At 57.9% G+C, this 18,632-nt stretch carries 14 protein-coding genes and 1 pseudogene; 8 read left to right on the top strand and 7 right to left on the bottom strand.

Annotated elements, in window-relative coordinates; all coding sequences use genetic code 11:
* Nucleotides 1-263, top strand: a pseudogene (locus AC1DVH_RS15930) (EamA family transporter); the annotation flags it as partial.
* 97 nt (nucleotides 264-360) lie between these two features.
* Here AC1DVH_RS15930 and AC1DVH_RS15925 read toward each other — a convergent pair.
* Nucleotides 361-1,755 (bottom strand): class II fumarate hydratase, encoded by a 1,395-nt coding sequence (locus AC1DVH_RS15925; RefSeq protein ID WP_477754613.1) that lies wholly within the window; start codon nucleotides 1,753-1,755, stop codon nucleotides 361-363.
* Between the two features lie 191 nt (nucleotides 1,756-1,946).
* On the opposite strand from AC1DVH_RS15925, the gene AC1DVH_RS15920 reads away from it, so the two are divergent.
* The 5 genes from AC1DVH_RS15920 to AC1DVH_RS15900 all read left to right on the top strand — a co-directional run bounded on the left by AC1DVH_RS15920 (nucleotide 1,947) and on the right by AC1DVH_RS15900 (nucleotide 6,345).
* Nucleotides 1,947-2,471, top strand: coding sequence for a DUF2059 domain-containing protein (locus tag AC1DVH_RS15920; RefSeq protein ID WP_007997268.1), 525 nt, complete (start codon nucleotides 1,947-1,949; stop codon nucleotides 2,469-2,471).
* 12 nt (nucleotides 2,472-2,483) lie between these two features.
* A complete protein-coding gene (locus AC1DVH_RS15915; protein ID WP_477754612.1) occupies nucleotides 2,484-2,783 on the top strand; it encodes a BolA family protein in 300 nt (99 codons plus the stop codon).
* A gap of 171 nt (nucleotides 2,784-2,954) precedes the next feature.
* Entirely contained in the window at nucleotides 2,955-3,896 is a 942-nt protein-coding gene (gene trhO / locus AC1DVH_RS15910) for an oxygen-dependent tRNA uridine(34) hydroxylase TrhO (protein WP_115947235.1), read from the top strand.
* Between the two features lie 36 nt (nucleotides 3,897-3,932).
* Nucleotides 3,933-4,535, top strand: a complete 603-nt coding sequence (locus tag AC1DVH_RS15905) for a DsbA family protein (protein ID WP_477754615.1) — start codon at nucleotides 3,933-3,935, stop codon at nucleotides 4,533-4,535.
* Nucleotides 4,528-6,345, top strand: a complete 1,818-nt coding sequence (locus AC1DVH_RS15900; protein WP_477754614.1) for an ABC transporter ATP-binding protein — start codon at nucleotides 4,528-4,530, stop codon at nucleotides 6,343-6,345. Before AC1DVH_RS15905 ends, AC1DVH_RS15900 begins: the two co-directional genes overlap by 8 nt.
* 12 nt (nucleotides 6,346-6,357) lie before the next feature.
* On the opposite strand, the gene AC1DVH_RS15895 is transcribed toward AC1DVH_RS15900, so the two are convergent.
* Nucleotides 6,358-11,004 (bottom strand): hypothetical protein, encoded by a 4,647-nt coding sequence (locus tag AC1DVH_RS15895; protein WP_477754611.1) that lies wholly within the window; start codon nucleotides 11,002-11,004, stop codon nucleotides 6,358-6,360.
* Nucleotides 11,005-11,195: 191 nt separating this feature from the next.
* On the opposite strand from AC1DVH_RS15895, the gene AC1DVH_RS15890 reads away from it, so the two are divergent.
* Both AC1DVH_RS15890 and AC1DVH_RS15885 read left to right on the top strand, forming a co-directional pair.
* Nucleotides 11,196-13,655 (top strand): EAL domain-containing protein, encoded by a 2,460-nt coding sequence (locus AC1DVH_RS15890; RefSeq protein ID WP_477754610.1) that lies wholly within the window; start codon nucleotides 11,196-11,198, stop codon nucleotides 13,653-13,655.
* 76 nt (nucleotides 13,656-13,731) lie between these two features.
* The gene (locus tag AC1DVH_RS15885) at nucleotides 13,732-14,493 is read left to right on the top strand and encodes a TenA family transcriptional regulator (protein WP_477754609.1); all 762 of its coding nucleotides are present in this window, start codon (nucleotides 13,732-13,734) and stop codon (nucleotides 14,491-14,493) included.
* Between the two features lie 130 nt (nucleotides 14,494-14,623).
* Here the strand turns inward: AC1DVH_RS15885 and AC1DVH_RS15880 are convergent, their stop codons facing one another.
* The 5 genes from AC1DVH_RS15880 to AC1DVH_RS15860 all read right to left on the bottom strand — a co-directional run.
* Nucleotides 14,624-15,550, bottom strand: coding sequence for a GGDEF domain-containing protein (locus AC1DVH_RS15880; RefSeq protein WP_477754608.1), 927 nt, complete (start codon nucleotides 15,548-15,550; stop codon nucleotides 14,624-14,626).
* A 365-nt stretch (nucleotides 15,551-15,915) separates the two neighbouring features.
* Nucleotides 15,916-16,656 carry a YciK family oxidoreductase gene (locus AC1DVH_RS15875; RefSeq protein ID WP_477754607.1) on the bottom strand — a complete coding sequence of 247 codons (741 nt, stop codon included), beginning with the start codon at nucleotides 16,654-16,656 and terminating at the stop codon, nucleotides 15,916-15,918.
* A 111-nt stretch (nucleotides 16,657-16,767) separates the two neighbouring features.
* Nucleotides 16,768-17,439, bottom strand: coding sequence for an N-acetylmuramic acid 6-phosphate phosphatase MupP (mupP, locus tag AC1DVH_RS15870; protein ID WP_150758252.1), 672 nt, complete (start codon nucleotides 17,437-17,439; stop codon nucleotides 16,768-16,770).
* A 4-nt stretch (nucleotides 17,440-17,443) separates the two neighbouring features.
* Entirely contained in the window at nucleotides 17,444-18,142 is a 699-nt protein-coding gene (gene ubiG, locus AC1DVH_RS15865; RefSeq protein ID WP_046042598.1) for a bifunctional 2-polyprenyl-6-hydroxyphenol methylase/3-demethylubiquinol 3-O-methyltransferase UbiG, read from the bottom strand.
* A 57-nt stretch (nucleotides 18,143-18,199) separates the two neighbouring features.
* Nucleotides 18,200-18,632, bottom strand: a 433-nt coding sequence (locus AC1DVH_RS15860; RefSeq protein ID WP_477754606.1) for an amidohydrolase family protein, incomplete at its 5' end; no start/stop codon positions are given.

Below are 18,632 nucleotides of genomic sequence, written 5' to 3'. Positions count from 1 at the left end.
CCCTGATTGCCTATGGCGCGTTTGCCGAGGCCCTGGCCCATTGGGAAGCCTCTCGGGTCAGCGCAACGCTGGCCATCACACCGCTGGTGACCTTTGTGGCGGTTGCCATGGCTGCATGCCTATGGCCTGACTATGTGCATGCCGAGACGATCAATGGTCTGGGTTATGGCGGTGCGGTGCTGGTGGTGCTGGGGTCGGCGCTGGTGGCGTTGGGGCCTTCGTTGATTGCCGGGCTCAAGGCAAGGAAGATGCGGGTGGCCTGAAGATCAAAAGATCGCAGCCTGCGGCAGCTCCTACATGTAAACGCGTATTCCCGTAGGAGCTGCCGCAGGCTGCGATCTTTTCGCTTCACTGCAAAACTCAGCCCTTGGCCCCAGCCTCCAGCATATTCTCCGGCCTTACCCACGCATCGAACTCTTCATCGGTCAGATACCCCAGTTGCAACGCCGCCTCGCGCAAGGTCAGGCCTTCGCTGTAGGCCTTCTTGGCGATCTTCGCCGATTTGTCATAGCCAATGTGCGGGTTGAGCGCCGTCACCAGCATCAGGCCTCGTTCCAGGTGTTCAGCCATTTTTTCCGCATCCGGCTCCAGACCGGCCACGCAGTGCTGCTGGAAGTTGCTGCAGCCATCACCCAGCAAACGGATCGATTGCAGCAGGTTGTGGATGATCACCGGTTTGAACACGTTCAGCTGCAAGTGGCCCTGACTGGCCGCAAAGCCGATGGCAACATCGTTGCCCAGCACCTGGCAGGCCAGCATCGACAACGCTTCGCACTGGGTCGGGTTGACCTTGCCCGGCATGATCGAACTGCCCGGTTCATTGGCCGGCAGCTTGACTTCGGCGAAGCCGGCGCGCGGACCGGAACCCAGCAGGCGCAGATCGTTGGCGATCTTCATCAGGGTCACGGCGAGGGTTTTCAGCGCGCCGGACAGCGTGGTCAGCGGCTCATGGCCGGCCAGTGCGGCGAACTTGTTCGGTGCGGTGATAAATGGCAAACCGGAGAGGGCGGCCAATTCTGCAGCGATGGCCTCACCGAAGCCGTGGGGTGAATTGAGCCCGGTGCCGACGGCCGTTCCGCCCTGGGCCAGCTCGCAGACCGCGGGCAGTGCGCTGCGGATCGCCCGTTCGGCGTAATCGAGTTGCGCGATGAACGCCGAGATTTCCTGACCGAAGCTGATCGGAGTCGCATCCATCATGTGGGTGCGGCCGGTCTTGACCAGTTTCATATGGCGCGCGGCCAGCTCGGCCAGCCCGCCGGACAGTTCGCTGATCGCCGGCAGCAAGTGCTGTTGCACCGCCTGGACGGCGGCGATGTGCATGGCGGTGGGGAAGCAGTCGTTGGAACTCTGGGAGCGATTGACGTGATCATTGGGGTGTACCGGGGACTTGCCGCCACGGGGGTTGCCGGCCAGCTCGTTGGCGCGACCGGCGATCACTTCGTTGACGTTCATGTTGCTCTGGGTGCCGCTGCCGGTTTGCCAGACCACCAGCGGAAACTGGTCGTCGTGGTCGCCGCCGAGCACTTCGTCGGCTGCCTGCTCGATCAGGCGGGCGATGTCGGCGGGCACGTCGCCGTTGCGATCATTGACCCGTGCCGCGGCTTTCTTGATCAGCGCCAGGGCATGCAACACCGCCAGCGGCATGCGTTCGTTGCCAATGGCGAAGTTGATCAGCGAGCGTTGTGTCTGAGCGCCCCAGTAGGCTTCATCCGGGACTTCAACCTCGCCGAGGCTGTCGGTTTCGATACGGCTCATCTTGCTCACTCCTGTAGGTCCGATTGCGCAGTTTAGGCCGTGATCGACGGCCGTGGTTCCATCAGTCTGAATTTGACCATTCAACCCCTCTAAATCAGGTGCGACAAGGCTTGGGGTTGAGCGACACACTTTTTTAGGCGCAGAATGGACGCCCTTGGGGTCTTACCTCGCCAGCTAGAAAAGGAAACTCGATGACTCGTCTTCGTGCCATCTGTACCGCCGTTGCTTTGGTCTGCGCCAGCGGCCAGGTTCTTGCCGACACCGCCAGCCATAACGCCAGTGCCGAGGCTTTCCTGACCATGGCGCACGCTGACAAACTGGGCACCCCGGTGTACATGCAAGTACAGCAGATGTTTGCCCAGCGTTTCGAACAGACCAAAGCTCCTGAGTCGAAAAAAGCCGTGCTGGAAACCTACCAGGCCAAGGCCAACGCCGCTCTGGACCAGGCCATTGGCTGGAACAAGCTGAAACCGGACATGGTCAAGCTCTACACCACCAACTTCACCGAATCCGAGCTCAAGGACCTGGTTGCGTTCTACCAGTCGCCACTGGGCAAGAAAGTCCTGGAAAAAATGCCTCAGCTGACCCAGCAATCGGCCCAGATGACCCAGGCCAAGCTGGAAAGCGCAGTGCCGGTGGTCAACAAGCTGTTGGCTGACATGACCGCCGAGCTGACGCCGAAAGACGCGGCTGCGCCAGCCAAGAAAAAGCCTTAAGCGGAGTTCGGTATGACCATGCAACAACGCATCGAATCGACACTGGCCCTGCTTCAGCCCGAGCATCTGCACGTGCTGGATGAGAGCCATATGCACAGCCGTGGGTTGCAGACCCATTTCAAGGCTGTGGTGGTCAGCGCGCAGTTCGAAGGCCTGAACCGGGTCAAGCGCCACCAGAAGGTCTACGGCACGCTCGGCGAGCTGATGGGCGAGTTCCATGCGTTGGCGCTGCATACCTACACGCCGGAGGAATGGGCCCGGATCGACGCGGCCCCGGCCTCGCCGACCTGCGCTGGCGGTAGCGAGCATTAAGCTCAAAAGATCGCAGCCTGCGGCAGCTCCTACAGGAATACGCATTCCCATGTAGGAGCTGCCGCAGGCTGCGATCTTTTTTGTTAGAATGCCCAACGCGCCGCTAACCCGGCGCGTTTTTTTTCGCATCCGGTTCACCCCTTACGAGGGTAGCCACCTGGAGATTTACCCATGACACAACAGATTGTCGTGGCGGCACTGTATAAGTTCGTCACCCTGGAAGATTACGTCGCCCTGCGCGAGCCCCTGCTGCAAGCGATGGTCGACAACGGCATCAAAGGCACGCTGCTGATTGCCGAAGAGGGTATCAACGGCACCGTGTCCGGCAGCCGCGAAGGCATCGACGGGCTGATGGCCTGGCTCAAGAACGACCCGCGCATGGACGACATCGACCATAAAGAGTCGTACTGCGACGACCAGCCGTTCTACCGCACCAAAGTCAAGCTCAAGAAAGAAATCGTCACCCTCGGCGTGGAAGGCGTGGACCCGAACAAAAAGGTCGGCACCTACGTCGATCCGCAGGACTGGAACGCGCTGATCAGCGACCCGGAAGTACTGCTGATCGACACCCGTAACGATTACGAGGTCTCGATCGGTACCTTCGAAGGCGCCATCGATCCGAAAACCACCAGTTTTCGCGAATTTCCCGATTACATCAAAGCCAACTTCGACCCGGCCGTGCACAAGAAGGTCGCGATGTTCTGCACCGGTGGCATCCGCTGCGAGAAGGCCTCGAGCTACATGCTCAGCGAGGGCTACGGTGAGGTCTTTCACCTCAAGGGCGGCATCCTGAAGTACCTCGAAGAGGTGCCGCAGGAAGAAACCAAGTGGCAGGGCGACTGCTTCGTGTTCGACAACCGCGTGACCGTTCGTCACGACCTGAGCGAAGGCGACTACGATCAATGTCATGCCTGCCGCACGCCGGTGAGCGTGGAAGACCGCGCGTCCGAGCATTACGTGGCCGGCATCAGTTGCCCGCATTGCTGGGATAAGCTGAGTGAGAAGACCCGTCGCAGTGCGATCGACCGGCAGAAGCAGATCGAGCTGGCCAAGGCTCGAAACCAGCCTCACCCGATCGGCTACAACTACAAGCAAGCATCTTCCGAGGCCTGAACCATGTCTGCGCGCCTGCTTTATGTGATGGACCCGATGTGTTCCTGGTGCTGGGGGTTTGCCCCGGTGGCCAACGCACTGGTCGAGCAGGCGCAAGCCGCAGGCGTGGAGGTGCATCTGATCGTGGGTGGTTTGCGCACCGGTAACGGTGCCGCACTGGAGCCGAGTACCCGGCGCTATATCCTCGAACACTGGCAGGCGGTCACCGAGGCCACCGGCCAGCCCTTCAAGCTTGAAGGCGCGTTACCCGATGGCTTTGTCTACGATACCGAACCTGCCTGCCGGGCACTGGTGACGGCGCGCACGCTGGCGCCGGATTGTGCCTGGAAACTGCTCGGGCTGATTCAGCACGCCTTTTACGCTGAAGGTCGCGATGTCACGCGTGCCAGTGTCCTGGTGGAGCTGGCAGAGCAGGCCGGTCTGCCGCGCATCGAATTCGCCGCCGCGTTCGACCGTGCCGATACGCACGCCGCGACATCTGCCGATTTCACTTGGGTCCAGGACCTGGGCATCGCCGGTTTTCCTACGTTGCTGGCTGAGCGAAATGGGCAGTTGGCGTTGTTGACCAATGGCTATCAGCCGTTGAGCGAGTTGTCCCCGCTGCTCGGCCGCTGGCTGGAGCGTGCTGCCTGTGCATGACCTGCCCGATGATGTTGCACCCGCTAAACGTGTCGACCGTCTGAGCTGGGCGGAAATCCGCCGACTGGCCCTGCATCACAAGAAATCCCTGTGGATCGCCAACGGCGTGGCCGTGCTGGCGACCTTGTGCAGCGTGCCGATTCCCTTGCTCCTGCCATTGCTGGTGGACGAGGTGTTGCTGGGGCACGGTGATGCGGCGCTGAAGATCATGAACCACGCGCTGCCCGAAGGCTGGCAGAAAGCCGCGGGCTACATCGGACTGATGCTGCTGGTGACCCTGACCCTGCGCTGCGCGGCGTTGATGTTCAACGTAGTGCAGGCGAAATTGTTCGCCGGACTGGCCAAGGACATCGTCTATCGCATTCGCATACGCCTGATCGAACGACTCAAGCGCATCTCGCTGGGCGAATACGAAAGCCTGGGCAGCGGCACGGTGACCACGCATCTGGTCACCGACCTGGACACCCTGGACAAATTCGTTGGCGAAACCCTCAGCCGTTTCCTCGTGGCCATGCTGACGCTGGTGGGCACTGCCTCCATCCTGATGTGGATGCACTGGAAACTCGCGCTGCTGATCCTGCTGTTCAACCCGCTGGTGATCTATGCCACGGTGCAGTTGGGCAAACGGGTCAAACACCTGAAGAAGCTCGAGAACGACAGCACCTCGCGCTTCACCCAGGCCTTGACCGAAACCCTGGATGCGATCCAGGAAGTACGCGCCGGTAACCGCCAGGGGTTTTTCCTCGGTCGCTTGGGGCAGCGCGCCCGGGACGTGCGCGACTATGCGGTGAACTCGCAATGGAAAACCGATGCGTCGAACCGCGCCAGCGGCTTGCTGTTCCAGTTCGGCATCGATATTTTCCGTGCCGCGGCGATGCTCACTGTACTGTTTTCCGACCTTTCAATCGGCCAGATGCTCGCGGTGTTCAGCTACCTGTGGTTCATGATCGGTCCGGTGGAACAACTGCTGAACCTGCAATATGCCTACTACGCAGCCGATGGTGCGCTGTCGCGGATCAACGAACTGCTGTCCCGTGACGATGAGCCCGAGTACTCGGGTGGAGTCGACCCGTTCAGTGGTCGCGAGACGGTCGGGCTGGAAGTACAGGGGTTGAGTTTCGGTTACGGTGATGAACTGGTCTTGAACCAGATGAACCTGTCCATCGCCCCCGGCGAAAAGGTCGCAATCGTCGGTGCCAGTGGCGGCGGCAAGAGCACGCTGGTGCAACTACTGCTGGGCTTGTATACGCCGCTGGCGGGCACCATTCGCTTTGGTGGTTCAACCCAGCAAGAGATCGGCCTGGAAACCGTGCGGGAAAATGTCGCCGTAGTCCTGCAACATCCGGCGCTGTTCAACGACACCATCCGCGCCAACCTGACCATGGGCCGCGAACGCAGTGACGAGGCCTGCTGGCAGGCACTGGAAATCGCCCAGTTGCACGCTACGGTCCGGGATTTGCCCAATGGCCTGGACAGCATCGTCGGGCGCTCCGGCGTGCGTTTGTCCGGCGGGCAGCGCCAACGCCTGGCCATCGCCCGGATGGTGCTGGCCGAGCCCAAGGTGGTGATCCTCGACGAAGCCACCTCGGCGCTCGATGCCGCCACCGAGTACAACCTGCACCAGGCACTGGCGCGGTTCCTGAGCAACCGCACCACACTGATCATTGCCCACCGTCTTTCGGCGGTAAAACAAGCCGATCGTGTGCTGGTGTTCGACGGCGGGCAAATTGCCGAGGATGGCGACCATCAGCAATTGATCGCCGAGGGTGGGTTATACGCCAAGCTGTATGGGCATTTGCAGCAGCATTGATTGCGCTAGCGTTTACTTCCAGATCACGTCCAGTGCATTGGGGCTGCCGTCATAGCCGAATTGTTTCATGACGACCGCGCAGGAGTCGCAGGGCGCTAAGGTGGTGGCGATCGTGATGGAGTCCAGGTCTTTTGGATCCGGATATTTCTTGCGTATGACGCTAATGAGCTTGCTCTCAGTGTCCAGCGAGGTTGGGCGAGAGGTGAGCATAGGCGTGTATGTTTCAATATTGTCGATGGTATGGGGGATCGCCTGTAGCTTGCCCGCTGGGGTTATGCTTAGGGCGGTCTCCGGGAATCGGGTTCCTTTATCTATATTGAAGTAACGGGTACCGTCGACGGTTACCTCCTTTCTGTTAGCTGGATTTTGAAACATTGGCAGGAAACCGGTGTCACCTTTGCTGCCGGAAACGCTGACATAGATTTCACGCACCCCAGCTTTGGTCTTGATTTCGGCGAACGCAATATTCCTTGGGGCATGCACTGGTCGCTGGAGTTTTTGGCCGATGATGACTTGCAGTTGCTGCATCATCTTGTCGATGTTTAGAGCCAGGGGCTCGCCCCGACTCGATTGGATGGCGATGACTTTTTTCTGAAACAGATTATTGAAAACCTCCGCTGTCGTTTCACGCACGCTGTCCGGTGCTTTCTTGGACGGTGACCACGTGGCGGCACCATCCTCGGAACTTCTGATGATCATTCTGGTTTTATGATCGAAAAGAATTGCCTCCCCGGGACTGGTATCAACCTTGAGCAGCTCGAGTCGCTTGAGCGTATTGGGCTCGTGGACGCTAATTGGAATGGCAATTTCATCCATGGTTTTCATGGCGCGCTCGACGGCCTCGATGCCATGGATTCTTGCCATGTTGTTGGCATTCAGCGAGCCGGTGTAGACCACCATCAATTGCTCCTTCAGCGCTTCGGACAGCGTTGATGCTTGTTTGAATGTCAGCGGATTACCCAAGCTTCGTCCTTTTGCGAGTTCGGCAACGAAAAAGTCGCTGGCATTTAGGCGTGTAAACACATACCGCTTCGTGCCATCTGCCGCTTCGACAATAATGGCGCCGGCTCTAAGGGTATCCATTACACCCCGATCGGGAACACTGACCTTCACACGTCCAAAAATACCTTGGCAAAACTCGATGGTTGCACCGAGAGTCTCGTGTGTAGCAATCGATGCCCTTTTCATCGGTGCTCCCTTCGCGCCATTCGTATAGATACTATCTCCGAACCAGGGGGCCCAACCTTTGGTTTCATCGAAGCTGTTGATATCAGGAGTAGGGGCGGGGGCGCGAGTGACATAGCTCGTTTCGCATACATCGGCACCTGGGGCACGCCGTACCCGACAAGGCAAGGATCTGAGCATCGCCTGATCATCGATCAGGTCGGCGCGACGCAGCGTGTCGCCATCCAGCCGATACGGCACATCATCGATAAACAACGTAGTTCGGCCATCGACTTCAAGCACTTCCCGAATGCGGCTGTTTTCAGAAACTTCGACAATGACGTGATTTTTGGTGTTATCCAGGGAATTGTAATGCGATCTCCCTAACGAAATATCACCTGAGCGGGTGGTTAGCCGGGGACCGTAGGGTCTGGACGATAATGGATCGATCAAGTGGTAGTCGGCATTGTCGGGAATGGCCGATTTGCGTATGTGGATGTCGTCAAGACCCTTGACGGTCGCTAACTGGTCACCCTTTGCCAACGGTTTCCAGCGGCCCGCATCGCTGATCTGCGGCAGCTTGTGCACGAAATCATAACTGCCGGCCTTGCCCGCCAGTTCCTTGATTCTGAGAACGCTGAATCTGGCAAGTTTTACCCCTCTGGCTCCCAATGCCCGGAGCAGCGATCCAATACCATCAACCGGATTCAGCGTTTGCAGGCTCGAAATCAACAGTTTTTTCGTCAGCGACACAAATGCGGGAAGTCTGGCGCGAAAGGTCAGTCGGCCTGCATTACTGATCAGTATTGCCGAGCCCGAGGCAAACTTGCCGATGGGTTGTGCAAAGGAAAGCAGGTCGGCAAACAGGCCGAACGTCCCGTTGATCAGGCGTGTTTTGTCGCCGGAGGCCAAGTCTTCGATACTGTTCCAGAAAGGCATGAACATTTTCCCGATTTCGAGGGCTTTTTCACCCCGCGCCTCTTCGAGTTCGAAACGCGTTTGTCCGTAGGCGGCAATGCGAAGTTTTATCGGGTCCGTGAACAGCAGCTGAGTTGCAATGAAATGACTGATCGCCACGCAACGACTTGATGACAGCGTCAACGGGATAATGTCCGAACTTTCCACTGTCTCTGTCTCGGTGGCGAAAGTGCCCCCTAACTGTTCGATGATAGCCTGGCAACTCGCGTCTTCTTTCGGTTCGCTGCCTGTCGAATGAGCGTCCCAATCAAAGGGCAACGTCTTATGGCGCAATACGCTGACTGAAACGGTCGATTTCAATTGACGCCACTTTTCCGTCTGGATGGCACCACCCAAATGTTCCGGGCCAAGGTTTTCGATACGACGTATGACGCCTGCTCTGGGCAGCAATTCGTAATACCTGGTTTCAATACCGTGTTCGTGACCCTGGGTTTCGCGCGTATGGATCGCCTGCAATATCAAGCCGTTGCGGGCTCGTAGCGGCAAGATCATTTCCGGCGTTTCATTCTGGGCCTCGATACCACGCGTTTCCTTTCTCAAGCTGTATACCCTGAGTTCGCCTAAGGCGATGGCCTGACGGTCGGCAAACGGGAGTGAGGCCAATTGACTTCTGATCAGTGTTTCATAGGCAGTTGTGGTCAGCTGCAGATAGTGCTTGAAGTCGTTGTCGAACAGCGCTTTGACATCGGGCAACCTGGTCTCCGGTGAAATAACCCACCGGGAGCCTGGTTTGCGCCATGGCCTTTCTCCGGTGACGATCCTTCGGCTTTCGTCTATCCGTATCCATTGCGTGCTAATGGTGGTGCCGTCGCTTTGTGTCGCCCGCCAACTTTTCTGATCGTCGAACTTGTCGGATGCATAGACGTCGACAAACGAGTAATAGTCGTACTCCTTGCCTTTAAGCGGCGGCGTGTCACGAAAACCGGCCGGTCCGGTAATGCCCTTTCTAGCCAGTTTTCGACCATCCGAGATGAAGGCATCCTCTCCAAAGATTGACTGCATTTTTGTTTTGGCGATCGCCAGTCGTTCGGGTGGTTTTTTATCGAGTTGAATGAGGGCCTCATTCAACTCGTTTTTTTGGTTTTCCAGTGCAGATAGCGCCAGATCGATGTCGCTCTGTGAATGGTTTTCAAGACTTTTTTGCGAAATGACCCCTTGGGTAACCGCCCAGTCCAGTGACGGAAGCAGCCTCGCCAGGGCGATAAGATTCAATTGCTCTGGCGTTGCTCCGTCGGTTCGTTTGATTGGCAGGTTGACCAATTGCTGGAAGGTCATCCGCTCGATCGAGTCAGGCTCGATGGCTTCGGCCAGCGTTACACCGTGGACAAAATTGACCCAAACCACAGAACTTCCATAGGGAAGATCAGGTGGAATGTCCGGGACTTGAAACGCTCGTGGGAATTCTGGTTGCAGCAAGCGCGCGAGCAAGATCGCCTCAGTCATTGATGACGCTCGCCGGGAATCGAATAGATGCTGTTCAAACTCAGCCCGAATACTCGGATAACTCTTTCCCCAATTCGAGCGTTGATGCCATGGGTATCCAGCGATATCAGCGGGATTACCGCTCTTGTTTGTCCATAAGCGAATGGCTTTGCTGAGCAGTTTGATTCGTACGCCTGATGAAGTTTCTTCGCCGGGTTTTCCACCGTACCAGTTCAAGCCTTCCAACAGCGCCATTGCCAGTCGCTCTGACTCGGCGGAGCGCAAAATGCTTTCCAGCACTACCGTGGGCGTGACACGGACTTGAGCTTCGGTCGCATTGGGCACTGCGTTTTGAATCAGGTAGCTGAATAGCGAGCTTTCGGTTTCGGGAAGAAAGCGCTGGACGATGGCAACGATATCTCTGTTCGTCAGTTGAGCGAGCAGGCTATCGATGGTCATAGCGGATGTCGGAGTGGCTCTCTGTATGGTTTTGAGTAGTTGTCGGTCTTCAGCTGTGGGTGAACGATTCAAGGTGTCGATATCAACACCACTGAAGAGTTGCAATGAGTGACTGGCGCGTCTTTCCTCCAGTTTGTGAATTAGCGACTCCATTTCAGTGGTGTTTTGAGTTTGCGCTGCCGGTAACGCGTAATACGTCAGAACCTGAGGAAGGCTGAGCAACTTATCCGAGCGCAATTGTCCGCCCATGCTGAGAGCTATCGGCTCGATTTTTTCGGTCAGTTCGCGCCAGCCAGGATTTTCAGTCATGGAGAGAATGACTTCGGCACCCTTCTGGTCAGCCGTCTTGTAAACGCTGCGTCCTCCTGCTGTAGACACAGATAAAAAATTCATGATCTTCAACTTTTCGACAAGTGCCAGATAGTCCGGGTGTCTGAGCAAGCTGTGCAAGTGGGTTTGCCCGACGTCATGTTCCTGGGCAAGGGGGGAGTGAGGCTGGGGAGATAAATAGATGCCGGCCAGAGCAAGGCCTCGCGCCTTGGCATCACGTAGACGGCCTAGCAGCGCGTCGTATTCTGCGAGTTGACCCAGATATTGTTGGTATGGGGTTGTTGCCGAAGCATTTGTGGTATGCATAAACAGTGACATCTCTTGATAGGAGGGACGTCAGTCTCGATGCATCAAGGACTGTCTTTGCGGTACATATATATTGGCTGTGTTGATGTTCGAAGCTTTGATCAGCTTGTCGGGACGACGAAGGCACCCTAGTCTAGCTGTAGCGATTTTCGTCCGGACGACAATCGAGCAGCTCTAATGTAAGGGACCTCATGAATCAAAAGCGGACTCTCGGAACGCCACGGCTGTTGGGCATCGTCTGGCCATTTATCGCCGTTGTGGTGTTTCAGGCCCTCTTGGGCGGTGTCAGCCTTTATGTACTGTCGGCTGTTCGCGGTTATGTCGCCGGTGAGAGCCTGTGGTCCAAGGGCCAGAAAGACGCCATCTATTACCTCAATCTCTACGCCGACAGCGGCGACGAAGCGATTTTTCATAAATACCAGAACGCCATTTCCGTGCCTCAGGGTGGGCATGAATTGCGTGTGGCGCTGGATCATCGGCCGCCGAACATCGAGGCGGCACGTGTGGCGATCCTCAAGGGCGGCAACCATCCGGATGACATCACCAGTGTGATCTGGTTGTACCTGAATTTCCGGCACTTCAGTTACCACGAGAAAGCCATCGACCTTTGGATGGTAGGCGACGCGTATCTGGTGCAACTCGATACCATTGCGCAGGAGATGCATCAGCGCATCACCACCAGGCAGGCCACCGATGCCGATATCAAGCGCTGGAAGGATCAGATATTCGTCATCAACGAAAGTGTGACGCCGGCGGCGAAGGCCTTCAGCGATGCCTTGGGCGAAGGCTCGCGTATGATCCTGCGACTGTTGCTGGTGACCAACCTCGCCACCGCCCTGGGTTTGATTGTATTGGCCTTGATGCGCACCCATAAACTGCTCAAGCAGCGCCATGCCTTCGCCGATGCGCTGCAACTGGAGAAAGAGCGGGCGCAGATCACTCTGCAATCGATTGGCGACGGCGTGATCACCACGGATGTTTCCGGTGCGATTGCCTACATGAATCCGGCGGCCGAGGCATTGACCCACTGGAAGGCCGAGCAGGCGACAGGGTTGCCGCTGGCGGCGCTGTTTAACCTGCTGGATGAAAATGCACAGACCGACGGTTTCACCCTGATCGAGCATATTCTGAGCGGTCAACTCAGTGGCGGCAGTGAGCACTCCAGGTTGATTCAACGCCTGGACGGCAGCACGGTGTCGGTCACGCTGGTGGGTGCTCCGATCCGCAATGCCGGCAAAGTCAGCGGAACGGTGCTGGTGCTGCATGACATGACCCAGGAGCGGCAATACATCGCCAATCTGTCGTGGCAGGCGACCCACGACGCCTTGACCGGGCTTGCCAACCGCCGCGAATTCGAATATCGCCTGGAACAGGCGCTGCACAACCTGACCCGCCATTCGGGTCGCCATGCCCTGATGTTCCTCGATCTGGATCAGTTCAAGCTGGTCAACGATACCTGTGGTCACGCGGCGGGCGACGAACTGTTGCGGCATATCTGTGCCTTGTTGCAATCCGGGTTGCGCGAAGGCGATACCCTGGCACGCCTTGGCGGCGACGAGTTCGGTATCCTGCTGGAAAACTGCGCACCGGAAGCGGCGGAGAAAATTGCCGAGAGCCTGCGTCAGACTGTGCAGAATCTGCATTTTGTCTGGAAGGGCCGGCCTTTCGTGACCACTGTCAGTATCGGACTGGTCCATGTTGCGCAGAATCCGACGACGCTCGAAGCCTCGCTGCGTGCTGCCGACATGGCGTGCTACATGGCCAAGGAAAAGGGCCGGAACCGGGTCCAGGTCTATCATCCGGATGACTCGGAATTGTCCCTGCGCTTCGGCGAAATGGCCTGGGTGCAGCGTTTGCACATGGCGCTGGAGGAGGACCGCTTCTGCTTGTACGCCCAGGAAATCGCATCCCTCGGTCATACCGAGCATGGCAGTGGGCATATCGAAATCCTGTTGCGGTTGCATGATGAGGCGGGGCGCATGATCTTGCCCGACAGTTTCATCCCGGCCGCCGAACGCTATGGCCTGATGAGCTCTCTGGACCGCTGGGTTGTGCAGAACGTGTTCAAGATCATTGCCCAGTGTCAGGCCGAACAGCACCAGGGGCCGCTGGCCATGTGTGCGATCAATCTGTCAGGCACGACGATCGGGGATGAGGCGTTTCTGGACTTCCTGCGCGAACAGTTTGTGACGTATTCGATTCCGCCTGAAATGATTTGTTTTGAAATTACTGAGACCAGTGCTATTTCAAATCTTGGCAGCGCCATTCGATTCATTAATGAACTCAAAGGCTTAGGATGCTATTTTTCACTGGATGATTTTTGTGCCGGAATGTCCTCATTCGCGTATCTGAAACATTTGCCTGTAGACTTCCTGAAGATCGATGGGAGTTTCGTAAAGGATATGCTGGACGACCCGATTAACCGCGCCATGGTCGAAGTGATCAATCACATCGGTCATGTCATGGGTAAGCGCACGATTGCCGAGTTTGTCGAAACGCCCCAGATCGAGCAGGCATTGCTGGAGATCGGGGTGGATTACGCTCAAGGGTATGTGATTGAACGCCCGCATTTGTTTACCTTTGATAGCCTGTTAAGTCGTCCCGCCAGGCCTCAGCCTCTGTTGTTCAAGGCCCCTGGCACGTTCCGTTGAAACTCCTGCCGGTCTTACAATCACAATCAAAAGGAGCTCGACAGTGATCGATACATTCAACCGAACCGGACCGCTCATGGAAGCTGCAAGTTACCCTGCCTGGGCCCAGCGCCTGATCCAGGATTGCAGCGAGAGCAAACGCCGGGTTGTCGAACACGAACTGTACCAACGCATGCGAGACAACAAACTCAGTGCAAAGACCATGCGCCAATACCTGATCGGTGGCTGGCCGGTGGTCGAACAGTTCGCGTTGTATATGGCACAAAACCTGACCAAGACACGCTTTGCCCGTCATCCCGGCGAAGATATGGCCCGTCGCTGGCTGATGCGTAATATCCGCGTCGAATTGAACCACGCCGATTACTGGGTGCACTGGAGTCGTGCGCACGGTGTCAGCCTGGAAGACCTGCAGGCACAGCAGGTTGCACCGGAGCTTCACGCCTTGAGCCATTGGTGCTGGCACACCAGTTCAGCCGACTCGCTGATCGTTGCGATTGCCGCTACCAACTACGCCATCGAAGGGGCGACCGGGGAATGGTCGGCGGTCGTTTGTTCCAACGGTATCTACGCCGCCTCGTTCCCCGAGGAAGATCGCAAGCGAGCGATGAAGTGGCTGAAGATGCATGCCCAGTACGACGATGCCCATCCATGGGAAGCCCTGGAAATCATCTGTACATTGGCGGGCACCAACCCGAGCAAATCCCTGCAGGTGGAGTTGCGCCAGGCTGTGTGCAAGAGCTACGACTACATGTACCTGTTTCTCGAACGTTGCATGCAGTTGGAGCACGTAGAGCGGGCACCGGTCGTACGTGAGCGGATGGCACTGGCGGAAGGCTGATTCAACGTCTGCTTGAAACAACTGTGGGAGCGAGCCTGCTCGCGAATACGGACTGTCAGTCAGCATGATCGTTGAAGGTCAGATCCCATTCGCGAGCAGGCTCGCTCCCACATTATTTTGTGGTCGGCAGTTACCCCGCCATCTCCAACCGGTTACGACCTTCGCGCTTGGCCACATACAGTGCACTGTCTGCCCGTCGCAACAGGCTTTCGGCAGACTCGCCGGGTAACAATGTCGAACAGCCGAGGCTGACCGTCAGCAAGATCGTATAACCATCGGCCAGGTATTCTTCAGACTGCACTGCAAACCGCAGCCGCTCACCGACCATGGCCGCGGCCTCGCGGCTGGTGTTCGACAGCAGGATCAGGAACTCTTCACCGCCATAGCGAAACACCATGTCCACGTTGCGCAGCTGGTTTTTGATCGAGGCAGCGACCGCCTTGAGCACGTCATCGCCTGTGCTGTGGCCGTGGGTATCATTGACTTGCTTGAAATGATCGATGTCCAGCATCAGCACCGATAACGGTTGCAGATGGCGCCGGGATAGCTCGATTTCCCTTTGCAATGTCTGGTCCATGGCGATGCGGTTGCCGGTGCCCGTCAGCGGGTCGCGCAGTGCGCTTTGGGTGGCGGTACGGTAAAGCAGCGCGTTGCGCATCGGGAAAAGCAGCGCGGCCAGCAGCGATTCGAGATTGCCCTGTTCCTGTTCGCTGAAACGCTGATTGCGGCGGAAAATCAGCTCACCCAGGTGTTCGCCTTCGTGGCTGAGGCTGTAACTGATGGAATGGTGGCCGCGTTGGCCGAACTCCAGACGCAAGTCACTGCTCTTGTGCAGGTAGCACAAAGCGTCCAGCGGCACCAATCGCTGAATCTCGCGATAGAACGTCCCAAGAATGCGTTGCGGTTCCAGACTGGTTTGCAGCTGCAGGCTCAGTTGCTGGCGCAATTGCGCAAGACTGATAGGCCTTGCCAGAAGAAGCGGTTGCTGACCAAAGCCCAGGCGCTGCAATTTGGCGCTATCGAAGTCAATTGCGTTGGTCTGGGGAGGTGGTTTCATAAGGCGTGCGCCCCTAAGCAGTAAGGCTGTCTTACAAGCAGGGTGAGAGCGGCTTAGGCTGCGCGTCGTACTGGTCCGTCAGTCCCGTAGGACATTTCGTACAAGTTTAATCTGCTTTGTAGAAGATGAGTAATCGCCGCACTCAAGCTTCGTTCCGTCTGCTTTCACGTTGCGTGTCTTAGCAAACTTAGAGCGAAAGTCGTGCCATTCGGTTCATCTTAATAAAATTTGTATTAAATCAACAGGTTGTGCTTCGTCTATTACGTGTGCAGCGCAGTATGTGACGTTTGTTTGACAGGTTCCTGGCGTGTATTCGAGTGCCGCGACAGGAAATCGGCGCGGCACCAAAAAGCGACGTACGGTCGCTACTGGGCGTTGAACGCCTGGCCGTTGATACCGGTGCTGTCCGGGCCCATCAAGTAAAGGTAGACCGGCATGATCTCCTCGGGCGTCGGGTTGTTCAGCGGATTTTCACCCGGGTAAGCCTGGGCGCGCATGCTGGTGCGGGTAGCGCCCGGGTTGATGCTGTTGGAGCGTACCGGGGCCACGGTATCGACTTCGTCGGCCAGGGTTTGCATCAGACCTTCAGTGGCGAATTTGGAGACGCCGTAAGCGCCCCAGTACGCACGTCCCTTGCGGCCGACGCTGCTGGACGTGAACACCACCGAGGCATCTTGCGACAGCTTGAGCAGCGGCAGCAGAGTGCTGGTGAGCATGAACATGGCATTGACGTTGACTTGCATGACCCGCATGAAGTTTTCGCCGGACAACTGCTCGATCGGCGTGCGCGGGCCGATGATCGATGCATTGTGCAGCAGGCCGTCGAGATGCCCGAATTCGCTTTCGATCATCGCCGCCAGCTCATCGTATTGATGGGGCAGGGCGGTTTCGAGGTTGAACGGGATCACCGCCGGTTGTGGATGGCCGGCGGCTTCGATTTCGTCGTAGACCTGGGTCAGGTTGGCTTCGGTCTTGCCCAGCAGCAGCACGGTTGCGCCGTGTGCCGCGTAGGCTTTTGCCGCTGCGGCGCCAATGCCACGTCCTGCGCCGGTGACCAGAATGACCCGATCCTTGAGCAGTTCGGGGCGGGCGGAATAATCAAACATAAAAAACCTCAATCCATAACAAAGCTGGAAAAGATCGCAGCCTGCGGCAGCTCCTACGTCGATCGCGGTCCCCTGTAGGAACTGCCGCAGGCTGCGATCTCTTGACTTTAATCAGCAGCTGCAAAGCGCACTATCGAGCACCTTGCGCAACTCCAGCGGATGATCAACCACCACATCCGCACCCCAATGCCGCGGATTATCGTCCGGGTGGATATAGCCGAAGGTCACCGCAGCAGTCTTGGTGCCGGCATCGCGGCCCGATTCGATGTCGCGCAAGTCATCGCCAACGAACAGCACGCTGGCCGGATCGAGATCGAGCATCTTGCAGGCGAGGATCAGCGGCTCGGGATCCGGTTTGCTGTTCTTCACATGATCCGGGCAGATCAGCAGCGCCGAGCGTTCAGCCAGCCCCAACTGTTGCATGATCGGCTCGGCGAAGCGCAGCGGCTTGTTGGTGACCACGCCCCAGACCAGGTTGGCCTTCTCGATGTCCGCCAGCAGTTCGCCCATGCCGTCGAACAGCTTGCTGTGAACGGCACAACCGACGAGGTAGCGCTCCAGAAACTCCAGGCGCAGTTCCTCGAACCCCGGCGATTCCGGGTCCATGGCGAAGGTCACCGCGACCATCGCCTTGGCGCCGCCGGAAATCTCGTCGCGAATGTGCTTGTCGTTCATCGGTGGCAAGCCACGGTCGGCACGCATCGCCTGACAGATCGCAATGAAGTCCGGCGCGGTGTCGAGCAGAGTGCCGTCCATGTCGAAAAGAACTGCTCTGATTGGCATCGGCTTACTCCTCGCGCAGGGTCTGGATCATGTAGTTGACGTCCACGTCGGCCGCCAGTTTGTAGTGCTTGGTCAGCGGGTTGTAGGTCAGGCCGATGATGTCCTTGACGGTCAGGCCGGCCATGCGGCTCCAGGCGCCAAGTTCGGAGGGGCGGATGAATTTCTTGAAGTCGTGGGTGCCGCGCGGCAGCAGCTTCATGATGTATTCGGCGCCGACGATGGCGAACAGGTACGCCTTCGGGTTGCGGTTGATGGTGGAGAAGAACACCTGGCCGCCGGGCTTGACCATGCGGAAACAGGCGCGGATGACCGACGACGGATCCGGCACGTGCTCAAGCATTTCCAGGCAGGTGACCACGTCGAACTGCTCCGGCATTTCCTCGGCCAGGGCTTCGGCGGTGATCTGTCGGTACTCGACGCTCACGCCCGACTCCAGCTGATGCAACTGGGCAACCGCCAACGGAGCTTCGCCCATGTCGATACCCATCACGGTCGCACCGCGTTGGGCCATGGCTTCGCTGAGGATGCCGCCGCCGCAACCGACGTCGAGGACTTTTTTACCGGCCAGGTTGACCCGCTCGTCAATCCAGTTGACCCGCAGCGGGTTGATGTCGTGCAGCGGTTTGAATTCGCTTTCGCGGTCCCACCAGCGATGAGCCAGGGCCTCGAATTTGGCGATTTCGGCGTAGTCGACGTTGCTCATGGTCTAGTCCTCTAAAACTTGAAAAGTCCTGTTGCCCCGGATTGCGTTCCAGGGTGCTTACGATTCGGTGCGGCCGCTGATGCGCTGGCCCCAGGCCCTCGCGACAGCGCCAAGCTGTTGTTCATCCAGGCGTGTCAGGCGACGGTCGTCGAGCAACTGCTTGCCGGCAACCCAAAGGTGTTTCACGCAGTCGCGGCCGGTGGCATATATAAGCTGCGAAACCGGTTCGTAGACCGGTTGCTGGGCCAGGCCGGAGAGGTCGAAAGCCACCATGTCCGCGGCCTTGCCGATTTCCAGCGAACCGACTTCGGCCTCGATACCCAGTGCCCGGGCGCCATTGAGGGTGGCCATGCGCAAGGCACGATGGGCATCCAGCGCGGTGGCCGAGCCGGCGACAGCCTTGGCCAGCAGGGCCGCGGTGCGGGTTTCGCCGAGCAGGTCCAGGTCATTGTTGCTGGCCGCGCCATCGGTGCCGACCGCAACATTGACC

This window comes from Pseudomonas sp. P4_C3 (assembly GCF_056402075.1).
Note: the sequence above shows the minus strand (reverse complement) of the source record. Positions and strands in the feature narration are given on the sequence as shown.